The 17540-nt window shown below is 59.1% G+C and carries 18 protein-coding genes and 2 pseudogenes; 3 read left to right on the forward strand and 17 right to left on the reverse strand.

Going from position 1 to position 17540, the window contains the following annotated elements; translation table 11 throughout:
- Positions 1 to 2: 2 nt before the first annotated feature.
- From folK to sfsA, 5 genes are all read right to left on the reverse strand, one after another.
- A complete protein-coding gene (folK, locus tag SOPEG_RS05045; RefSeq protein ID WP_025244524.1) occupies positions 3 to 509 on the reverse strand; it encodes a 2-amino-4-hydroxy-6-hydroxymethyldihydropteridine diphosphokinase in 507 nt (168 codons plus the stop codon).
- Positions 509 to 1900, reverse strand: coding sequence for a polynucleotide adenylyltransferase PcnB (pcnB, locus tag SOPEG_RS05050; RefSeq protein ID WP_206777781.1), 1392 nt, complete (start codon positions 1898 to 1900; stop codon positions 509 to 511). The genes folK and pcnB overlap by 1 nt, the downstream gene beginning before the upstream one ends.
- Before the next feature lie 99 nt (positions 1901 to 1999).
- The gene (gene gluQRS, locus SOPEG_RS05055) at positions 2000 to 2872 is read right to left on the reverse strand and encodes a tRNA glutamyl-Q(34) synthetase GluQRS (RefSeq protein WP_038468272.1); all 873 of its coding nucleotides are present in this window, start codon (positions 2870 to 2872) and stop codon (positions 2000 to 2002) included.
- Positions 2873 to 2954: 82 nt separating this feature from the next.
- Complete coding sequence (dksA, locus tag SOPEG_RS05060) at positions 2955 to 3410, reverse strand: RNA polymerase-binding protein DksA (RefSeq protein ID WP_025244526.1); 456 nt, start codon at positions 3408 to 3410, stop codon at positions 2955 to 2957.
- 195 nt (positions 3411 to 3605) lie between these two features.
- A complete protein-coding gene (gene sfsA, locus SOPEG_RS05065) occupies positions 3606 to 4313 on the reverse strand; it encodes a DNA/RNA nuclease SfsA (protein ID WP_025244527.1) in 708 nt (235 codons plus the stop codon).
- A gap of 495 nt (positions 4314 to 4808) precedes the next feature.
- On the opposite strand from sfsA, the pseudogene SOPEG_RS05075 reads away from it, so the two are divergent.
- The 3 genes and pseudogenes from SOPEG_RS05075 to mrcB form a co-directional block, all read left to right on the forward strand.
- Positions 4809 to 5687 (forward strand): annotated as a pseudogene (locus SOPEG_RS05075) (DEAD/DEAH box helicase); the annotation flags it as partial.
- A 100-nt stretch (positions 5688 to 5787) separates the two neighbouring features.
- Positions 5788 to 5928 carry an ATP-dependent helicase C-terminal domain-containing protein gene (locus SOPEG_RS30785; protein ID WP_417903446.1) on the forward strand — a complete coding sequence of 47 codons (141 nt, stop codon included), beginning with the start codon at positions 5788 to 5790 and terminating at the stop codon, positions 5926 to 5928.
- A gap of 89 nt (positions 5929 to 6017) precedes the next feature.
- Positions 6018 to 8522, forward strand: coding sequence for a bifunctional glycosyl transferase/transpeptidase (mrcB, locus tag SOPEG_RS05080; RefSeq protein ID WP_025244530.1), 2505 nt, complete (start codon positions 6018 to 6020; stop codon positions 8520 to 8522).
- A gap of 48 nt (positions 8523 to 8570) precedes the next feature.
- On the opposite strand, the gene SOPEG_RS29180 is transcribed toward mrcB, so the two are convergent.
- The 12 genes and pseudogenes from SOPEG_RS29180 to SOPEG_RS05135 all read right to left on the reverse strand — a co-directional run bounded on the left by SOPEG_RS29180 (position 8571) and on the right by SOPEG_RS05135 (position 17515).
- A complete protein-coding gene (locus tag SOPEG_RS29180; protein ID WP_236851621.1) occupies positions 8571 to 9341 on the reverse strand; it encodes a TetR/AcrR family transcriptional regulator in 771 nt (256 codons plus the stop codon).
- 197 nt (positions 9342 to 9538) lie between these two features.
- Positions 9539 to 10018 carry a MaoC family dehydratase gene (locus SOPEG_RS05090; protein WP_025244532.1) on the reverse strand — a complete coding sequence of 160 codons (480 nt, stop codon included), beginning with the start codon at positions 10016 to 10018 and terminating at the stop codon, positions 9539 to 9541.
- Positions 10019 to 10064: 46 nt separating this feature from the next.
- Positions 10065 to 10742, reverse strand: coding sequence for a 3-ketoacyl-ACP reductase (locus SOPEG_RS05095; protein ID WP_200867863.1), 678 nt, complete (start codon positions 10740 to 10742; stop codon positions 10065 to 10067).
- Between the two features lie 97 nt (positions 10743 to 10839).
- Positions 10840 to 11610, reverse strand: a complete 771-nt coding sequence (locus tag SOPEG_RS28655) for a glycoside hydrolase family 88 protein (protein ID WP_200867864.1) — start codon at positions 11608 to 11610, stop codon at positions 10840 to 10842.
- A 52-nt stretch (positions 11611 to 11662) separates the two neighbouring features.
- A pseudogene (locus tag SOPEG_RS30535) lies at positions 11663 to 13069 on the reverse strand (sugar phosphate isomerase/epimerase family protein).
- The gene (locus SOPEG_RS28665) at positions 13057 to 13275 is read right to left on the reverse strand and encodes a Rossmann-fold NAD(P)-binding domain-containing protein (RefSeq protein WP_025244533.1); all 219 of its coding nucleotides are present in this window, start codon (positions 13273 to 13275) and stop codon (positions 13057 to 13059) included. Before SOPEG_RS28665 ends, SOPEG_RS30535 begins: the two are co-directional and overlap by 13 nt.
- On the reverse strand, positions 13262 to 13729 hold the full coding sequence (locus tag SOPEG_RS05115) for a shikimate dehydrogenase family protein (RefSeq protein ID WP_025244534.1): 468 nt from the start codon (positions 13727 to 13729) through the stop codon (positions 13262 to 13264). The genes SOPEG_RS28665 and SOPEG_RS05115 overlap by 14 nt, the downstream gene beginning before the upstream one ends.
- Positions 13726 to 14139, reverse strand: coding sequence for a hypothetical protein (locus SOPEG_RS05120; RefSeq protein WP_025244535.1), 414 nt, complete (start codon positions 14137 to 14139; stop codon positions 13726 to 13728). Before SOPEG_RS05120 ends, SOPEG_RS05115 begins: the two co-directional genes overlap by 4 nt.
- A gap of 99 nt (positions 14140 to 14238) precedes the next feature.
- Positions 14239 to 15162 carry an IS5-like element ISSoEn1 family transposase gene (locus tag SOPEG_RS05125; RefSeq protein WP_025243834.1) on the reverse strand — a complete coding sequence of 308 codons (924 nt, stop codon included), beginning with the start codon at positions 15160 to 15162 and terminating at the stop codon, positions 14239 to 14241.
- A 47-nt stretch (positions 15163 to 15209) separates the two neighbouring features.
- Entirely contained in the window at positions 15210 to 15827 is a 618-nt protein-coding gene (locus SOPEG_RS30185; protein WP_051419490.1) for an MFS transporter, read from the reverse strand.
- On the reverse strand, positions 15806 to 16552 hold the full coding sequence (locus SOPEG_RS30190; RefSeq protein ID WP_081742936.1) for an MFS transporter: 747 nt from the start codon (positions 16550 to 16552) through the stop codon (positions 15806 to 15808). Before SOPEG_RS30190 ends, SOPEG_RS30185 begins: the two co-directional genes overlap by 22 nt.
- A gap of 39 nt (positions 16553 to 16591) precedes the next feature.
- Complete coding sequence (locus SOPEG_RS05135) at positions 16592 to 17515, reverse strand: IS5-like element ISSoEn1 family transposase (protein ID WP_025244536.1); 924 nt, start codon at positions 17513 to 17515, stop codon at positions 16592 to 16594.
- Positions 17516 to 17540: the final 25 nt, after the last annotated feature.

Raw genomic sequence — 17540 nt, forward strand, 5'->3', positions numbered from 1 at the left:
GTTTACGCCTTGCGGTAGCGGTGCTCCTCATCCCAATAGACAAGACCATTGCGCGGCACCTGACGTAGTCGCTCGGCCAGCGTGCCGCCGTCGGGGAAGCGCCGCTCCGGCGCCAGCTCGGCGAGGGGATACAGCATGAATTCGCGGTTGCACATGTCGTAATGCGGCACCGTTAGGCGGTTGGTGGCGATAATGCGATCGCCGAAGAGCAGAATATCCAGATCCAGCGTGCGGGGTCCGAAGCGATGCGCCTTGCGGGTGCGTCCCTGACGTAATTCGATCGACTGAGTGTGATTAAGCAGCGTTTCCGGCGCGAGGGCGGTGTCCAGCGCCACCACGGCGTTCAGGAAATCGGGCTGATCCTGCGGGCCGAGCGGGCGGCTGCGGTAGTAGGATGAACAGGCGACAAGGTGGGTGTGCGGCAAGCTCGCCAGCGCCTCGAGAGCGGCGCTTACCTGCTGCAACGGTTCGGACAGGTTGCTGCCCACAGCCAGCCAGACGCGTTCCATCAGGCGCTGTCGCGGTTGGGTGCCCGACGGCGCGGACGTGCGCGGGCCGGCGCGTCATCGCCGAGCGTGGTCAACATGTTCTTTTGCCGCGGCGGCGCGGCCACTTGGAACTCCCCCCACCAGCGGCTGAGCCGCTGCAGTTCGGCGTTGTTTTCCACGTCGGCGCGCAGCGTCAGCAAATCATAGGCGGCACGGAATTTGGGATGTTCCATCAGCTTGTGGGCGCGCTTGCCCTGGCGGCGAGAGAGCCGCAGCTGAAGTTGCCACATATCGCGCATCAGGGCGGTTAAGCGTTTGGGTATCGCCAGCGTGCGGCACTGTTCGTCGAGAATGTCGTTCATCGCCAGCGAGAAAGCGTCAAAATAGGACAGGCCGCTTTCCTGGGTCAGTTTCTGCGCATGTTCTAACAGCGGATACCACAGCATGGCGGCGAATAAGTAAGCCGGATTGACCCGCATATCATTGCGCAAACGCTGATCGGTGTTGGCCAGTACGCGGATCACCATCTGTTCCATATAACTGTCGCCATGCTCGGTAAAGTTACGGCTTATCAACGGAAACAGCGGTTGGAACAGTTGGTATTCGCACAGCAGGCGGTAGGTGGCTTCACCGTAGCCTGCCTGTAGCAGCTTGAGGGCTTCTTCAAACAGCCGCGCCGGGGGAATATCGTGCAGCAGCGCCGCCAGTCGGGGGATCGGTTCGGCGGTTTCGCGGCTGATGGTCATGTCCAGCTTGGCGGCAAAGCGTACTGCGCGCAGCATGCGGACCGGGTCTTCCCGATAGCGGGTTTCCGGATCGCCAATCAGGCGAATCGTCCCTTCGCGTAAATCTTTCAGTCCGCCGGTATAGTCGCGCAGCGTAAAATCGGCCACGCTGTAATACAGGCTGTTCACCGAGAAGTCGCGGCGCTGGGCGTCTTCTTCGATGGAGCCGAAAATATTGTCGCGCAGCAGCATGCCGTTGTGGCCGGTGAGGGCGGCCCCCGTGGCGCCTTCCTCGGGCTCCAGCACCTGATGATGGCCGCGAAACGTGGCGACTTCGATAATCTCAGGCCCGAACATGACGTGGGCCAGCCGAAAACGGCGGCCAACCAGTCGGCAGTTGCGAAACAGTTTACGCATCTGCTCCGGCGTGGCGCTGGTCGTGATGTCGAAGTCCTTGGGTTTTTTACCCAGCAGCAGATCGCGAACGCCGCCGCCGACCAAATAGGCTTCGTATCCCGCTTTGTTCAAGCGGTAAAGCACCTTTAAAGCATTTTCACTGATCTCTTTACGAGAGATGGAGTGCTGGTCGCGCGGGATAATCGTCAAAGGGCGTCTATCCTCTGATGCCGTTTCCACGCTTTCACGATTGAGCACCTTGCGACAGAAGTTGGCTACTCGGGTAAAAATAGTACACCTCAATAGTAACAAATAAACAGGAACAACGTAAAACAGCGGCTAATGATAGCTCACCCCGCCAAGCTTGAGAATGGGCGGGTGCATTGTCCCTTACGGGGCGGGGGTGGTCGGCACGGCGTCAAGCCGCCAGTGGTCCACCGCCCAGTTTAACATACTCTCAAGGCGCATAGCGCGCCATTGCGGCGGCAGCGGCTGATTTAACAGCCCTAGCGCCTGCGCCAGCAGCGGCCGGGGATCGCTCATCGGCAGCGCCGGCGCGTGATTTTGTTTCAACAGCCTCAGCCCCGCCGGCGACAGCGCCAGCGGCAGATGGACATAATCAGGTTCTTTATAATCTAATTGACGATAGAGCGACAATTGGCGCACCGTCGGCGCGATGAGATCGGCGCCGCGCACCACCTCCGTCACGTCCATGGCGGCATCATCCACCACCACCGCCAGATTATAAGCGAACAGCCCATCGCGGCGGCGGATGATAAAATCCTCCCGCGCCAACGCAGGGTCGGCCTCGATTCGGCCCCGCAGCCGGTCGTGGAAATGGAACACCGGCGCGGTTTGACGCAGACGAATGGCCGCGCCCTCGGCGGGGATCCGCCTATCGCGGCAGTGACCGTCGTAATGACAGCCCAAACTTTGGATACGGCTGCGCGTACAGTCGCAATAGTAGCTCAGGCCGCGTTGGCGCAGCGTCGCCAGCACTCTGAGATAGGCCTCGTGCCGCTGCGACTGATACATGACCGGCCCGTCCCAATGCAGGCCGTAATGGTTGAGCTGGGGTAAAAGGGTATCGGCGGCGCCGGGCACTTCCCGCGGTGGGTCGATATCCTCAATGCGCACCCGCCATTGGCCACCACAGGCGCGCGCCTGCAAATAGCTGTCGAGGGCGGCGACGAGAGAACCGAAATGAAGCGCGCCGGACGGCGAAGGGGCGAAACTCCCGATGTAGGGAGCAGAGGTTGGCATGATGGTGAAAAAGGCGTAACTACGCAGCTACCGCGATGTCATGATTTTCCCTAAACGACACCGCAGTAATCCGGGTTCACACTTACCCTGCCATCTGTTTTTCGCGAATTTCGGCGAGAGTCTTGCAGTCGATGCACAAATCGGCGGTCGGACGCGCTTCCAGGCGACGAATACCGATTTCCACCCCGCAGGATTCGCAGAAGCCGAAATCGTTATCTTCCACTTTCTTGAGGGTTTTCTCAATTTTCTTGATGAGTTTACGTTCCCGGTCACGATTACGCAGCTCAAGACTGAACTCTTCTTCCTGCGCGGCACGGTCTACCGGATCGGGGAAGTTGGCGGCCTCATCCTGCATATGCGAGACGGTACGCCCCACTTCATCTCTGAGTTGATTACGCCACGCTTCAAGAATGCGCTTGAAATGCAGAAGCTGGGCTTCATTCATGTACTCTTCACCAGGCTTTTGCTGGTATGGTTCCACCCCGGCGATGGCGAGAATGCTCAAGGAGGATGTCTTACGGTTTTGCCCTTCTTGCATGTTGCTTCTCCTTCTAATACGCACTAGCGATCCCCAACGTGGGGAAAAAAACAGGCCGCTATAAATAGCAGATGACGTTAAGGTTGGCAATTATTCCTAACGCCTACTTGACAACGGTGTCAGGAAAGGCGTATTTGGCGCGACGGTAAACTTTGGAAAACTGATGCATTTTACACCATTTCACGGTTCACCGCCCTATGAAATAATTATCGGCAGCGGCGCGTGGATCCGCATGCCGTGCCGGGATAGCTGACAACCATAGCACAGGACTTCTACGCCTGACTGCTGAGTCTGTAATACCAGATCGGCATAGTGGGGGTCAATGTGGCGGGCCGGCGACACCCGGTCGATACCCGAATGCAGCACGGCGAAAAACAGCACCGCACGATACCCCATTTCCGCCATTGCCTGTAATTCTCGTAAATGTTTTTGACCCCGTAGCGTTACCGCATCCGGGAAATAGCCCGACTGGTGTTGCAATAACGTCACGGATTTCACCTCAATATAGCAGTCCGCGCGGTCTTCTGCCGATAATAACCAATCTATCCTGCTGTTCTCTGCGCCATATCGCACTTCGCCGCGAAGACGCGCGTAGCCCGCCAGCTTGGGAATCGTTTCAGCCCGCAGCGCTTCCCCAACCAAGGCGTTGGCGCGCAGCGTATTGATCCCTATCAATTGACCGCTGGCGGTTTCAGTTAGTTCCCAACTGTGCGGATAACGACGTTTGCGATTATCCGAGGTGGAGTACCAAACCGTATCGCCAGGGGTGGCGCAGCCGGTCATAGCGCCGGTGTTGGCGCAGTGAACCGTTAAGGCTTCCCCATCGGGCGTCACCACATCGGCAAGAAAACGTTTATAGCGCTGTATGAGTCGGGCAGGCTTGAGGGCGGGCTCGAATTGCATGGGTTTTCCTTACTGTGGGCCGTCGCGGCGCAGGGGCCAGTCCTGCATCAGCCTATAGCGCACGCGCCGTTGTCAAACGCCGATAGCCAGAGTCCGAATCGGCTTACGCGGGTCGTCCAGCCCGGCGTGTCCGGCGGTAGCGCCACCGGTTGGGTCGCCTGTCGCCAGAGCGAAATGTGCGGATGAAACGGCAGCGAACTTTGGTAACAACCGTTGCGGGCCGGCCGGTTTCAGCGGGAAAGCGCGCCGCGCGCCAGTCCACCAACTGACGGCGCCGCGCGGGCGACAGCGTCAGGGCGAAGAACAGTCGGCGCGGTGCGCAAGACGCGTCGGCGGGCCGGCGGGGGCTCAATGCGGGCATAAGCGGGCTTTTTATCATGAGGTGGCACCCGCGGCCGCGTTCGCTACGCGCGGCGGGCGGAACCGATCATTGTTCCAGGATGCAGCGATGCTACAATGCCTGCCCTGGAATGTTAACCTTTTCGCGGAGACGTTGTGGCGTTATTACCGGTCAGTGCCGTGGTTGATGAATTGCTCGCCGCCCTGCAAAGCGCCGCGCAGGTGATGCTGCACGCGCCGACCGGCGCCGGCAAATCGACCTGGCTGCCGCTGGAAATTCTGCGCAGCGGTGGCCTGCCGGGCAGGGTGGTGATGCTGGAGCCGCGGCGCCTGGCGGCTAAGAACGTAGCGCTGCGGCTGGCGGAATAGTTGGGCGAGCGTCCGGGCCAGACGGTCGGCTACCGGATGCGCAACGAGAGCCGCTGCTGTCCAGCAACCCGGCTGGAGGTGGTTACCGAGGGCATTTTGACGCGGCAATTGCAGCAGGATCCGGCGCTCGACGGCGTCTCGTTGGTGATCCTGGATGAATTTCACGAGCGCAGCCTGCAGGCGGATCTGGCGCTGGCGCTGCTGCTGGATGTGCAGCGCGGCCTGCGAGACGATCTGAAGGTGCTTATTATGTCCGCGACCCTTGACGATCGCCGGCTCAGCCAGCTGTTGCCGCAGGCGCAGGTGATCCGCTCCGCCGGGCGTAGCTTTCCGGTGGAGCGCCGCTATCAGGCGCTGCCGGCCCAGACGCGAACGGAAGAGGCTATTGCCGGCGCGGCGCAGCAACTGCTGCGACAGCAGGCCGGTTCGCTGCTCCTGTTTTTGCCCGGCGTGGCGGAAATCAACCGGGTGCAGGGGCTGCTTGGCGAGCGGGTGGCGGAGGAGGTGATGCTGTGCCCCCTTTACGGCGCCTTGCCCCTGGAGGCCCAGCAGCGCGCCATCCGCCCGGCGCCCGAAGGACGCCGCAAGGTGGTGCTGGCCACCAATATCGCCGAGACCAGCTTAACCATTGAGGGCATTCGCCTGGTGGTGGACAGCGGCCTGGAGTGGCTGATAGCCCCCGGTCTGCTGCAACTGAGCCAGAGCCCGGACGCCCGTATCCGTCTGGCGCTGCCGCTGGATATCGCCCGTCCACCGGCCGCTGCAAATCACCCGTGATTTAGCGGCGTTTTGGCGCGGCGCCTATCGCGAGGTGCAAAAAGAGATGAAAGGGCGTTATCCGAAACACCCCTGGCCGGACGATCCGGCGCGGGCGCTGCCTACCCGGCGTACCCGTAAAACGTCATAACGGAAATTCAGAGGTTTCCGCTTTCGGCCAGGCCGGGGTGGGAACAGAGTAGACGGTTTAGCCGTCGGCAGTAGGGAGAGTAATTAACGATGTCTGGGGATGACCGTGAACCTATCGGACGTCATGGACGACCGTCAGGCCGCAAGGCTCCGCGCAAGGCTGCACCGCGCCGCCGGCGGGATGATGATTATGATGATGATGACGAAGAGGAGTACGTGATGCCGCCGCGAAAGGAAAGGGGAGGCGCGCCGCGCAAGAAACGCCGGCTGCTGGGCTGGTTTATCCGCCTCGTGCTGCTGTTCGTCGTCGTTATCGCTATCTATGGCGTGTATTTGGATGCGCAGGTCCGTCACCGCATCGATGGCAAAGTCTGGCAACTCCCGGCGGCGGTTTATGGCCGCATGGTGAGTTTGGAGCCGGGAATGTCCTACAGCCGCAGCGACATGGCGACGCTGCTCGAAGGCATGCAGTACCGCGAGGTGTCGCGAATTACCCGGCCGGGCGAATTCACCGTGCGCGGCAACAGCATTGAGCTGCTGCGCCGGCCGTTCGATTTCCCGGACGGCAAAGAGGGGCAAATCCATGCCCGTATGACGTTCGCCAAGAATCAGCTCCTGGAGATCAAAAACCAGGACACCCAGCGTAATTTCGGCTTTTTCCGCCTCGATCCGCGTTTGATCACCATGTTGCAATCGTCCAAGGGCGAACAGCGGCTGTTCGTACCGCGCGCCGGTTTCCCGGACCTGCTGGTGGATACCCTGATAGCCACCGAAGACCGGCATTTCTACGAGCATGACGGTATCAGCTTCTCCTCCATCGGCCGCGCCTTGCTGGCCAATATTACCGCCGGTCGCGCGGTGCAGGGGGGGAGTACGCTAACGCAGCAGCTGGTGAAAAACCTGTTTTTGACCAACGAACGCTCGCTGTGGCGCAAGGCCAATGAAGCCTATATGGCGTTGATCGTCGATTACCGTTACAGCAAGGATCGCATCCTGGAGCTGTATCTGAACGAGGTGTATCTCGGCCAGAGCGGCGGCGATCAGATTCGCGGTTTCCCGCTGGCCAGCCTGTACTATTTCGGCCGTCCGGTGGATGAACTCAGTCTCGATCAGCAGGCGATGCTGGTGGGGATGGTGAAAGGAGCGTCGCTGTATAATCCTTGGCGCAACCCCAAGCTGGCGCTGGAGCGCCGCAATCTGGTGCTGAAACTGCTGGAGAATCAGCAAATCATCGACGGCGAGCTGTATAACATGCTCAGCGCCCGCCCGCTGGGGGTGCAGCCGCGCGGGGGGGTATTGACGCCGCAGCCGGCTTTCATGCAGATGGTGCGCGAAGAGCTGCAAAGCAAGCTGGGCGACAAATTCAACGATCTGTCCGGCGTCAAGATCTTCACCACCTTGGATTCCCTGTCGCAGGATGCGGCGGAAAAAGCGGTGGAGGCGGGCGTGCCCGCGTTGCGCGCCGGGCGCGGCGTTAAGGATCTGGAGGCCGCGATGGTGGTAGTCGATCGCTTCAGCGGCGAAGTGCGCGCCATGGTCGGCGGGGCGGAGCCGCAATTCGCCGGCTTTAACCGCGCAATGCAGGCGCGGCGCTCGGTGGGATCGCTGGCAAAACCGGCCACCTATCTGACCGCGCTGAGCGAGCCGGATAAATATCGGCTCAATACCTGGATTGCCGATGAACCGATTACCCTCAAGCAGCCGAACGGCAGCCTATGGTCGCCCAAAAACTATGATCGGCAGTTCCGCGGTAAAGTGATGCTGGTGGATGCGTTGACCAATTCGCTTAACGTGCCGACGGTCAACCTCGGCCTGTCGGTGGGGCTTGATCGTATTACCTCTACCCTGGTGAAGCTTGGCATACCGTCCTCGGTGCTGAACCCGGTCCCCTCCATGCTGCTTGGTGCCATCAGCCTCACGCCGATGGAAGTGGCGCAGGAGTTCCAGACCATCGCCAGCGGCGGTAACCATGCCACGCTGTCGGCGGTGCGATCGGTGATAGAGGAGGACGGCACCGTGCTGTATCAAAGCTTCCCGCAGGCGGAGAGGGTGGTACCGGCCCAGGCCGCTTACTTGACGTTGTATGCGATGCAACAGGTGGTGGCGCGCGGGACATCGCGTTCGCTGTCGGTGAAATTCCCGTCTTCGCATCTGGCGGCGAAAACCGGGACCACTAACGATTTGCGCGATAGCTGGTTCGCCGGTATCGACGGCAAAGAGGTGTCCATCGCTTGGGTCGGCCGCGATAACAACGGTCCCGCCAAGTTGACCGGCGCCAACGGCGCGCTGACGCTGTATCGTCGTTATCTGGAGAACCAGGCGCCGTTGACGCTGAACTTGACGCCGTCGGAGGGTATCAGCCAGATGTCCATCGACTATGCCGGCAATTTTGTCTGTAACGGCGGCAGCGTGATGCGCACGTTGCCGGTGTGGACGGACGATCCGCAGTCGCTATGCCAGCCGGCCCAGGCGCAGGTGCAACCACAGTCTGACGCCGCGCCCAGCGGGCAACCACAGCAAAGCGCCCCGCCGCAGGATGAGCAGAAAGACAGCAACGGCGTGGCGAACTGGATTCGGGAGATGTTCGGCAAATAAGCCCCGCAGGCGGGCGCTGCCCTATTCTGGCGCCGCCCGGCAAAGAACCTAGGGTCCCGGCAGCGCGGAGGGTGACGGCAGTAGCCGCATCGCCCCGGCGGCGGGTGGATAGTCGCGCCAGTGGCCGTGTGGGCCCTGCGGTAATAAATTACGTTTCGTTGTCGCCGCGCGTTGGCGGCTCAAGAGTGTAGACGGGGATAACACCACCCGGGAGAAAGCGGTGAAGAATTGCTCCAGGCGCGCAAAGCTCCCCGCATCCTGGGCAAACACCGATGAGTTGTCCACCAAATTGGTCAGCAAAAATACCAAATCCTGCCGTGGCGTATCGACCTTTAGCTGTCCCTGCTGCCAGGCATATTCCACCGCCTGGCTAATCACGTCCTGCATAGTCTGCGTGAACGACGCCAGGGAGCGACAGGCGGCTTCGGAAAGCACATCGCTCTCAAGGCGCAGCCGGCCAATCAAACTCCAGGGATGTCTGCCCTTATCATCAGGGGTATATTTGCGATACAGCCGGTAGTTATACGCCACCACCTGGGCGACTTTTTGTTCGAGCGTGGTGGTGGTATCCAGCCAGATAATACTGTGATTCTTCTTGGCTTCGGCCACATATTCCCGCACCACGATTTCCACGAGATGATTTTTATTGCCGAAATGATAATGAATATTGGTGGTGGTGATCTTTAAGGCTTTAGCGATAACGCCAAAGGTGGTCTTATGGTAACCATGAGCAATCAGCAAGTTGCGCGTGACCTCTTTGATCTTTTCTTGCATTGAGCTGCTGGTTGTCAGGCCCTGGTTGTATTCTGGTTTTGACATAATCCCCTCTAGGCCAGCGAATGCCACTGCTCCCTGCAACACCTATGGCTTTATCTGCATATTATGATTAATGGGTGACGGTAGGCAGAATATTTAGCGTTTTTTCAGGGGGATAGCAAAACACCGCGCGTTATTTTGCGCGAGGAGAATGGCGGCGCTTCAAAGCGAAGACGCCGCGCCGGCGGCCTGTAGCGATCCTATTGCTGCATCATTAACTGGGTTTCGCCCTGCTGCACGACAGCCTCATGCTGATTGATCATCCGCAGGGCAAAGGTCACGATACCTCTATCGGCCCGCTTGGTCGGCCGCTTGCTCACCACGGTAATTTCGGCATAAATGCGATCGCCCGGCAGCAGCGGCGCGCAGAATGACCAGTTCCAGCCCAGGGTCGCGATGCCGCACAGCCGCACCGTCGAACGGGTTTTCAAGCCGTCGATGAGCGCCAGCCCTAATAAACCTTGGGCGATGCGGCCGGGAAACCCCTGCTGGCGGGCGAAAGTATCCATCCATATGCACGTCAAAAAATCGCCGGTAATGCCCGCGAACGCGACAATATGCGACTCCGTGAGGGTTATCGCCTGGGTATCATAACGATCCCCCGGCTGCAAAGCGCCATAACCGTATTCGCCGGCCGGTAACTGCCGTCCCGTGTCGGGGACGGTAGCGGATGGTGACATACTACCTCCTTTATTTGCGCCGCGCCCGCTTGCGGCTGGCGCGGATCTATAGGCGTTGCAGGGTTAACCCGCCGTCGGCGTGGATAACCGAGCCGGTGGCGAAAAACGCCTCGGGTTTGATAAGCATGGCGACAGCTGCGGTGATATCATCGCCTTGTCCCCAGCGCTGTGCGGGGACCAGACCGTCGCCGATAAGACGGTCATATTTCTCATTCACGCCGGCGGTCATATCGGTACGGATGATGCCGGGACGGACCTCAAAAACCCCGATACCGTCAGCGGCCAGACGCGCTGCCATTCCCTGCGCCACTATGGCGAGTCCCGCTTTGGCGACGCAATATTCCAGCCGGTTCACCGACACCATTTGCGCGGAACAGGAAGAAATAAAAACGATGCTGCGCGCGCCTTCCGCGGCTGGCCTGGTCAGCATGCGTTTGGCGACCGCTTGGGCGAAAAAAAACGCCCCACGCAGATTGGTGTTCAGTACCGCATCAAAATTTGCCGTCGTGGTGTCGAGCACATCCAACCGCTCAGGGGGCGCAATGCCGGCATTGGAAACCAGTACCGCAATCGGTCCCAACTGCCGCTCAATGCTATCAAGCACGGCGGCATGGCCCGCCGTCGAGGCAATGTCGCTGGCGAAATAGCCGACCGGTACGCCGTACTTTTCCAGCTCTGCCACGGCGGCGCGCGTGGGCGCATCGGCCTCACCGATGCCGGTCACCGCGATGGGATGGCCGCCAGCCGTCTGGCGATGGCCAAACCAATGCCCAGGCGCCCGCCGGTGATTAATGCGGTAGCGGCCTGACGTTGCTGAGGCATCATGCGTCTCCTAGGGGGCTGAAAAACGTCAGATAGGGGCCATTTTCCGCCATTCGCTGCACATAAAGCGCCAGCTCGCGCAGATGATAATTCCCCCACATGGTGGCTTCGCCGAACGGGTTGCGGTGGCCTTCCGGCACATAATCCCAGCCGTTGGGGCGATGGTATTGGCTGTGCAGCAAGAGGCCTTGATGCTGCGGCGACAGACTGAGATAGCGGTCGTCCAGCAGCGTCTGCAGCACGGTCAATCCGGCCTGGCGGTAGCGGTCCGCGCCGGGGCGGTGTTGGCCGTCGAGCCAGGCGCCGAATCGCAACAGGCCCTGCGCCGCAATCGCCGCGGCGGAGCTGTCCACGGGCTCGACGGCGTTGGCGGGATCCGAGTCTTTTTCATAGGGCGCCTCGAGCGTGGCCAGGCCGGGGGCGCCGGTATCCCAATAGGGAATGCCGTCGAGGGTGGTAAACGCCAGATAAAAATCGCAAACGGCGGCGGCCTTTTCCAACGCCGCCATGGTGTGGGTTCTGTCCTGCGAGGCGCGCCATGTCTCGGCGGGCAGCGCCTGCAAATACTCCAGCAGCTCCGCGAAACCGCATATCGCCCAGCTCAGACCGCGGGTCCAGGTAGAGAAGCCGGAGTAGCCTTGCTGGGTGCCGACGCAGCGAAATGCGCCGTTGCGCGGGTTGAAGATTGCCTCGTGGGCCGATCGGCCGCGGATATCATAAATATCCCGACCTTCGCCGTAGAATACGCAATAGCGCGCTGGTGAGGGCATGGGCCAGGAAGCGATCCAACAGTGAGATGGCCTCATCGCCCTCGACTTTCATTTACTGCCCCAGATCGTGTGCCAACAGCAACACCCGCAGGGTACGCAGCGTGTCGATAAACAGCGAGTGTGCCCCGTTAAAGGAGTGGATATAACCTTCACCGGCGCCGAGAGAGGTCCAGCGGTAGGCTTGCACCGCCCCTGAACAGCGAAGCGCCAACCGGTAATAATCTTGGCGGCCCGGATCGGCCGGCAGCTTTCCTTCTGCCATCAGGCGCAGCAAATTACCGTAAGTGCTCACTTGGTTGAAACCGTGATCATGCTCGCCGAAATGGGTAATATGCTGCGGCATATCGACGCGGATGCGCGTCAGCGCCCGATCCAGAAAAGCCTGCTCGCCGGTGGCATCGAATTGCAGCAGCGCGCTGCCGTATTCAAATCCCTGCGTCCAATCCGTCCAGCCTTTGGGCTGATAGCGTCCGGCGACGGTATGCACCGGCGCGCCCTGGGCGCGATCGAAATCGGCATCTATGGCGCTGATTTTGCTGGCCGATAGCGCCCACATACGGTTTATCGCGGGCAGCAAACGGGCCGGGGTCAGGGTGTGATTTTCATTACGATCCTCTTTACTGCCTAGTACAGGCAATCGTTGAATGATGGTGCTTAACGTCACATCCACCGGCTGCCGCCACCAGGCGTCGGCGGAGAAAATTTCCACTTCACACAGGCCGCGATAGCCATCGTCGGCCACGCGTTGGCACAACCGCGGCAAATCGATGACGCCGTCGCCTATCATGCCGCGATCGGTCAGCAGATGACGGGTCGGCACCAACCAATCGCTGAGATGGAACGCCAGCAGGCGCTGGGCCTGGGCGATCCGCTATAGTTGATGTAGGACGTCGGGATCCCACCAAATATGATAAACGTTGGCGGCAATCCCCACTTCCGGCCCCAGACGCTCGCAAAGCGCCAACGCCTGGGCGAGCGTATTGACGCAGGCGCGGTCCCCGGCGTACATCGGATGTAGCGGCTCAATCGCCAGGGACACCCCGGCCGCGCGCGCCGGCGCCAGCATCTGTGCGATGCCCTTCTCGACCTGGCGGTGCGCGCTGTCCAGATCTTTATCTCCCGCAGGCAGTCCGCCGACTACCAGCACCAGACACGCCGCCTCCAGCGCCGCGGCTTCCTCAATGGCCCGCAGGTTATCGGCGCGGATTTTTGCCCGCGCCGAGCGGTCCGCGGCGGGAAACAGACCGCCGCGCCACAGTCCGTTGACGGTAAGACCGGCCTTTTTTATTAGACGGCAGGCCTGCGCTAATCCCACTTCGGCGACTTTGTCCCGCCAGGGCGCGATGCCGCCAAAGCCATATTTAACGCAGCCGCGCACGGCATCCTCTAACGACGCGTTGGGGCCGAGGGTGGCGGTATTCAACGATAACTGCTTTGGTGTCAAGGTTAATGGCGGCATGGCGATGCCTCGGCATACAGATCGAAAAATCGCAAGAAGGTCGTCAGCTGTCCTTCAATCATCGGTCTGCCGTTGGTCGCCCGACAGCCCGCCCGGCGCGCGTGGGCGATAAGGGGCGTTTCGGGCGGATGCATGATGATATCCACCACCTGCAACGCGGGATCGAAGTCGGCAAACGGCGCGGGAAGCCCATCATCCGGCTTCATGCCGATGGGAGAGCAATTGATAAGCAGGTTGATGCCCTGCAGTTCGGCGGGTGCGGTGCTCACCCGCGCCGGCCGTTGCGGATACTGGGCGTTGATGCGTGCCGCCAGCGCCTGCGCCGTCGAACATATCGCCAAACCAGGCCCCTTGCGCGTCGCGCCGAAGCACGTTCACGGCGCCGACTTGCCGCGCCTGCGCGGAAAGCGCATCCGCCAGGGCGCCGGCGCGTATTTTATGGGGTACGGTGATGACCAGGCCCGCGATATTGCCCAGCGCCATGATGCCGCGCAGACTGGCCTCGAACGTTGCCGTGGCAACCTGCAACGGCACGCAGACCGCGTTGATGCCCTGCTGCTGGAAATAAGCGTTCATTAACTGAGGCGTTTTCACCTGGGAAATGGGATCGCCCACAATACCGTACAGCCGCGTGCTGCTGTCGATGGTTAACGCATTCATAGCGCGGCCTGCGGCGGAAGTTGCGCAAGGCGCGGATGCCGTTGGCGCGTTTTCGCCGCCATCTCGCGGTGCAGGCCCATGGGCTGCGGCGAGAACAGCCGGGCATCCATCGTTTTAAGCTCGGCGGAGATACGGGGGCGAAAACCCATCTGCTGCAAAATATCGCGCTCGAGATCGATACCCGGCGTGATTTCCGTTAATTCCAGCGCGCCGTCGACCACCCGGAAAACGGCGCGCTCGGTGACAAACAGCACTGTCTGGCCCCGCTGGCTGGCGTAGGGACCGCTGTAGGAGACCTGTTGCAGTGCGGCGACAAACTTCTGGTGGGCGCCTTCTTGCACAATGCGCAACTGGCCTTCATCGCAGGCCACGCGCAGACCGCCGGCGGTAAAGGTGCCGCCGAATACCATTTTTTTGGAGTTTTGACTGATGTTGATAAATCCGCCAACGCCGCGCTTTGTTGAATAAATCCGAAATTTTTGACGACTTCCTCCCTATCAGGGCGATTGTTACATGATGCGGACGCTGTTTGGCATTCCTAACAACGTGATCCGGTTAAGCGCTTTGACCATTGCCATAGCCTCACCTACCTGCGCGTCATAGTCATGCAGACTCAGATGACCACCCAGAAGTATTTTAAACCGGAACATGGCCGTTTCAGCCAGTGAACGCCGGTGATAACCTACTTTCTTTTTCCAGGTATCGTTATTGCCGCTCAGATGCTGATTTGCCACCGCATGGTTACGCTCATGGTATCGAGCTGGCCAATATTGCGCACCACTTCGCGGTGGGATAAGCGGCTTTATTTTTTTCCTCAGCAGAGCATCATGACAGTAACGCGTATCGTAAGCACTGTCAGCCGACGCTTCCCTGATTTTCCGGTGGGTTTGGTTAATCAGCCCGGGCAGCGCCTGCGCATCTGTCGTACCGCTTAGCGATAAATCGGCACAGATAATTTCATGTGTCGCGCTATCTACTGCCAGATGAAGCTTGCGCCATACTCTGCGCCTCTCAGCCCCATGCTGCCTGACTTTCCATTCGCCTTCGCCGAAGATTTTCAGGCCGGTGCCATCGATGACCAGGTGTGAGATTTCGCCGCGGGTTGGCGTTTTTATGCTGATGTCGACGGTTTTTGCTCGCCGGCTGACCAGAGAGTAATCTGGGCAGCGCAGCGACAGCCCCATCAGTTTAAAAATCGAGTCAACGAAACCCTGTAACGCCCGGAGCGAAAGGTTAAACACGCGCTTTATCATCAGAACCGTGGTAATGGCCATATCGGTGTAGTGAAGCGGCCGGCCACGATGTTCAGGTGGTGTACTCTCAGTCCATGCAGCAATGGCTGACTCATCAAGCCATACTGTCAGGTCCCCCCGCTGCCTGAGCGCATTGTTATATGCGGGCCAGTTGGTAATTTTAAACTTTTGCTTTGCCATGGGGACCTGATGTTGAAACGAATGTAGTGATCATAGCCGCCAGTCACCTAAAAGTTCGATTTATTCAACAAAGCCCCAACGCCGATGAGTTTCTTGGCGAAGCGGCTGATATTGACGCTGCCGCCGGCGTCGATTTCCGCCGCCGACAGAAAGGCGATATCAATCCCGCCGTCATCATAAAAGTCGAACTGATAGGGCTGATCCACCAACGCGCTGTAATTGCGCGCGGCACCGGCGTCCAGCCCGGCGGCGGGCGCGCCGCCGATAAGGGCGCCGGACAGTTCTCGGCACATGGCAATGCCGGAAAACCGATAACGGGTGGGAAATAAATTTGAGAGAAAATCCCCCTGTGCGCCGCCGGTGCATCCCCAACTGATGCCATAAATCGCACTGACGCCAAGCGCCGCCAGCAAGGTATTTTTGGTATCTACGAGATAAAACAGCGGATAGACAAAGAACAACGCAAACAGGGCGCCGTAAATAAATATTTTGACGCTGCCATAGCGGTCGGCCAACCATCCGCCAATCGGTCCGCAAATAAGCGTAAACGTCAACGCGATGATTAATACCATCAGGCCGTCCGTTTTCGACATGCCGAGGGTGTTTATCATATAACTGAGCGCTAAGGTGTTAAGGACATAGGTCAGCGCCTGATGCCCCCCCATGGCGAAGAAACCACAAAGCAACTCGCGTGGACTCTCCCTAAACAGTTGGCGTATCGGGCATTTTGCTGCTGACGCTGGCGCTGCGTTTTATCCATGGCATTTACGTATTCCGGCGTTTCGGCCAGCTTGGAGCGAATATAAAACGCTATCACAAACAACAGCACCGAGAGCGGGAAATGCACGCGCCATACCCAGCTTAATAACGTCTCTTCCGGCAGCCAGGAGAAAAACAGGAATGTCAGAGTCGCGATCAAAACGCCGAAATTGGTGGCGGTATTGGGGATGGCGGTAAAAAAGCCGCGTCGTTTAACCGGCGTGTATTCCGCGACCAAAGTAATGGCGCCCGCCAGTTCGGCGCCGGCGCCGAAACTCTGCAAAATGCGCAGGAAAATTAATAATATCGGCGCCCATATGCCAATGCTGTGCCATGTCGGCAGCAGACCGACCCCGACGGTGGCCACCCCCATAATGGAAATACAGAAGATGAGGGCGGGTTTACGGCCAAACTTATCGCCAATATGTGAAATAACGATGCCGCCCACGGGGCGGATAATAAAGCCGATGGCGAAGGTGGCAAAGGCCGCCAACATACCGCCGAGCTGGCTGAGCTGAGGGAAGAACAGTTTATTAATAATCAGCCCGGAGGCGGCGGCATATAATCCGTAATCGTACCACTCGATAATGGTTCCCAGCGTTGATGCAAAAATGCGCTTTGTTGAATAAATCCGAAATTTTTGACGACTTCCTCCCTATCAGGGCGATTGTTACATGATGCGGACGCTGTTTGGCATTCCTAACAACGTGATCCGGTTAAGCGCTTTGACCATTGCCATAGCCTCACCTACCTGCGCGTCATAGTCATGCAGACTCAGATGACCACCCAGAAGTATTTTAAACCGGAACATGGCCGTTTCAGCCAGTGAACGCCGGTGATAACCTACTTTCTTTTTCCAGGTATCGTTATTGCCGCTCAGATGCTGATTTGCCACCGCATGGTTACGCTCATGGTATCGAGCTGGCCAATATTGCGCACCACTTCGCGGTGGGATAAGCGGCTTTATTTTTTTCCTCAGCAGAGCATCATGACAGTAACGCGTATCGTAAGCACTGTCAGCCGACGCTTTCCTGATTTTCCGGTGGGTTTGGTTAATCAGCCCGGGCAGCGCCTGCGCATCTGTCGTACCGCTTAGCGATAAATCGGCACAGATAATTTCATGTGTCGCGCTATCTACTGCCAGATGAAGCTTGCGCCATACTCTGCGCCTCTCAGCCCCATGCTGCCTGACTTTCCATTCGCCTTCGCCGAAGATTTTCAGGCCGGTGCCATCGATGACCAGGTGTGAGATTTCGCCGCGGGTTGGCGTTTTTATGCTGATGTCGACGGTTTTTGCTCGCCGGCTGACCAGAGAGTAATCTGGGCAGCGCAGCGACAGCCCCATCAGTTTAAAAATCGAGTCAACGAAACCCTGTAACGCCCGGAGCGAAAGGTTAAACACGCGCTTTATCATCAGAACCGTGGTAATGGCCATATCGGTGTAGTGAAGCGGCCGGCCACGATGTTCAGGTGGTGTACTCTCAGTCCATGCAGCAATGGCTGACTCATCAAGCCATACTGTCAGGTCCCCCCGCTGCCTGAGCGCATTGTTATATGCGGGCCAGTTGGTGATTTTAAACTTTTGCTTTGCCATGGGGACCTGATGTTGAAACGAATGT

This window comes from Candidatus Sodalis pierantonius str. SOPE, from assembly GCF_000517405.1.
Lineage (GTDB): Bacteria > Pseudomonadota > Gammaproteobacteria > Enterobacterales > Enterobacteriaceae > Sodalis_C > Sodalis_C pierantonii.

What these genes read in the sequence shown, in the direction of transcription:
- folK (WP_025244524.1), bottom strand. Translation starts at nt 509, where the DNA reads ATGGAACGCGTCTGGCTGGCTGTGGGCAGCAACCTGTCCGAACCGTTG.
- gluQRS (WP_038468272.1), bottom strand. Translation starts at nt 2,872, where the DNA reads ATGCCAACCTCTGCTCCCTACATCGGGAGTTTCGCCCCTTCGCCGTCC.
- dksA (WP_025244526.1), bottom strand. Translation starts at nt 3,410, where the DNA reads ATGCAAGAAGGGCAAAACCGTAAGACATCCTCCTTGAGCATTCTCGCC.
- sfsA (WP_025244527.1), bottom strand. Translation starts at nt 4,313, where the DNA reads ATGCAATTCGAGCCCGCCCTCAAGCCTGCCCGACTCATACAGCGCTAT.
- mrcB (WP_025244530.1), top strand. Translation starts at nt 6,018, where the DNA reads ATGTCTGGGGATGACCGTGAACCTATCGGACGTCATGGACGACCGTCA.
- SOPEG_RS29180 (WP_236851621.1), bottom strand. Translation starts at nt 9,341, where the DNA reads ATGTCAAAACCAGAATACAACCAGGGCCTGACAACCAGCAGCTCAATG.
- SOPEG_RS05090 (WP_025244532.1), bottom strand. Translation starts at nt 10,018, where the DNA reads ATGTCACCATCCGCTACCGTCCCCGACACGGGACGGCAGTTACCGGCC.
- SOPEG_RS28655 (WP_200867864.1), bottom strand. Translation starts at nt 11,610, where the DNA reads ATGCCCTCACCAGCGCGCTATTGCGTATTCTACGGCGAAGGTCGGGAT.
- SOPEG_RS28665 (WP_025244533.1), bottom strand. Translation starts at nt 13,275, where the DNA reads ATGAAGCCGGATGATGGGCTTCCCGCGCCGTTTGCCGACTTCGATCCC.
- SOPEG_RS05115 (WP_025244534.1), bottom strand. Translation starts at nt 13,729, where the DNA reads ATGAATGCGTTAACCATCGACAGCAGCACGCGGCTGTACGGTATTGTG.
- SOPEG_RS05120 (WP_025244535.1), bottom strand. Translation starts at nt 14,139, where the DNA reads ATGGTATTCGGCGGCACCTTTACCGCCGGCGGTCTGCGCGTGGCCTGC.
- SOPEG_RS05125 (WP_025243834.1), bottom strand. Translation starts at nt 15,162, where the DNA reads ATGGCAAAGCAAAAGTTTAAAATTACCAACTGGCCCGCATATAACAAT.
- SOPEG_RS30185 (WP_051419490.1), bottom strand. Translation starts at nt 15,827, where the DNA reads ATGGGGGGGCATCAGGCGCTGACCTATGTCCTTAACACCTTAGCGCTC.
- SOPEG_RS05135 (WP_025244536.1), bottom strand. Translation starts at nt 17,515, where the DNA reads ATGGCAAAGCAAAAGTTTAAAATCACCAACTGGCCCGCATATAACAAT.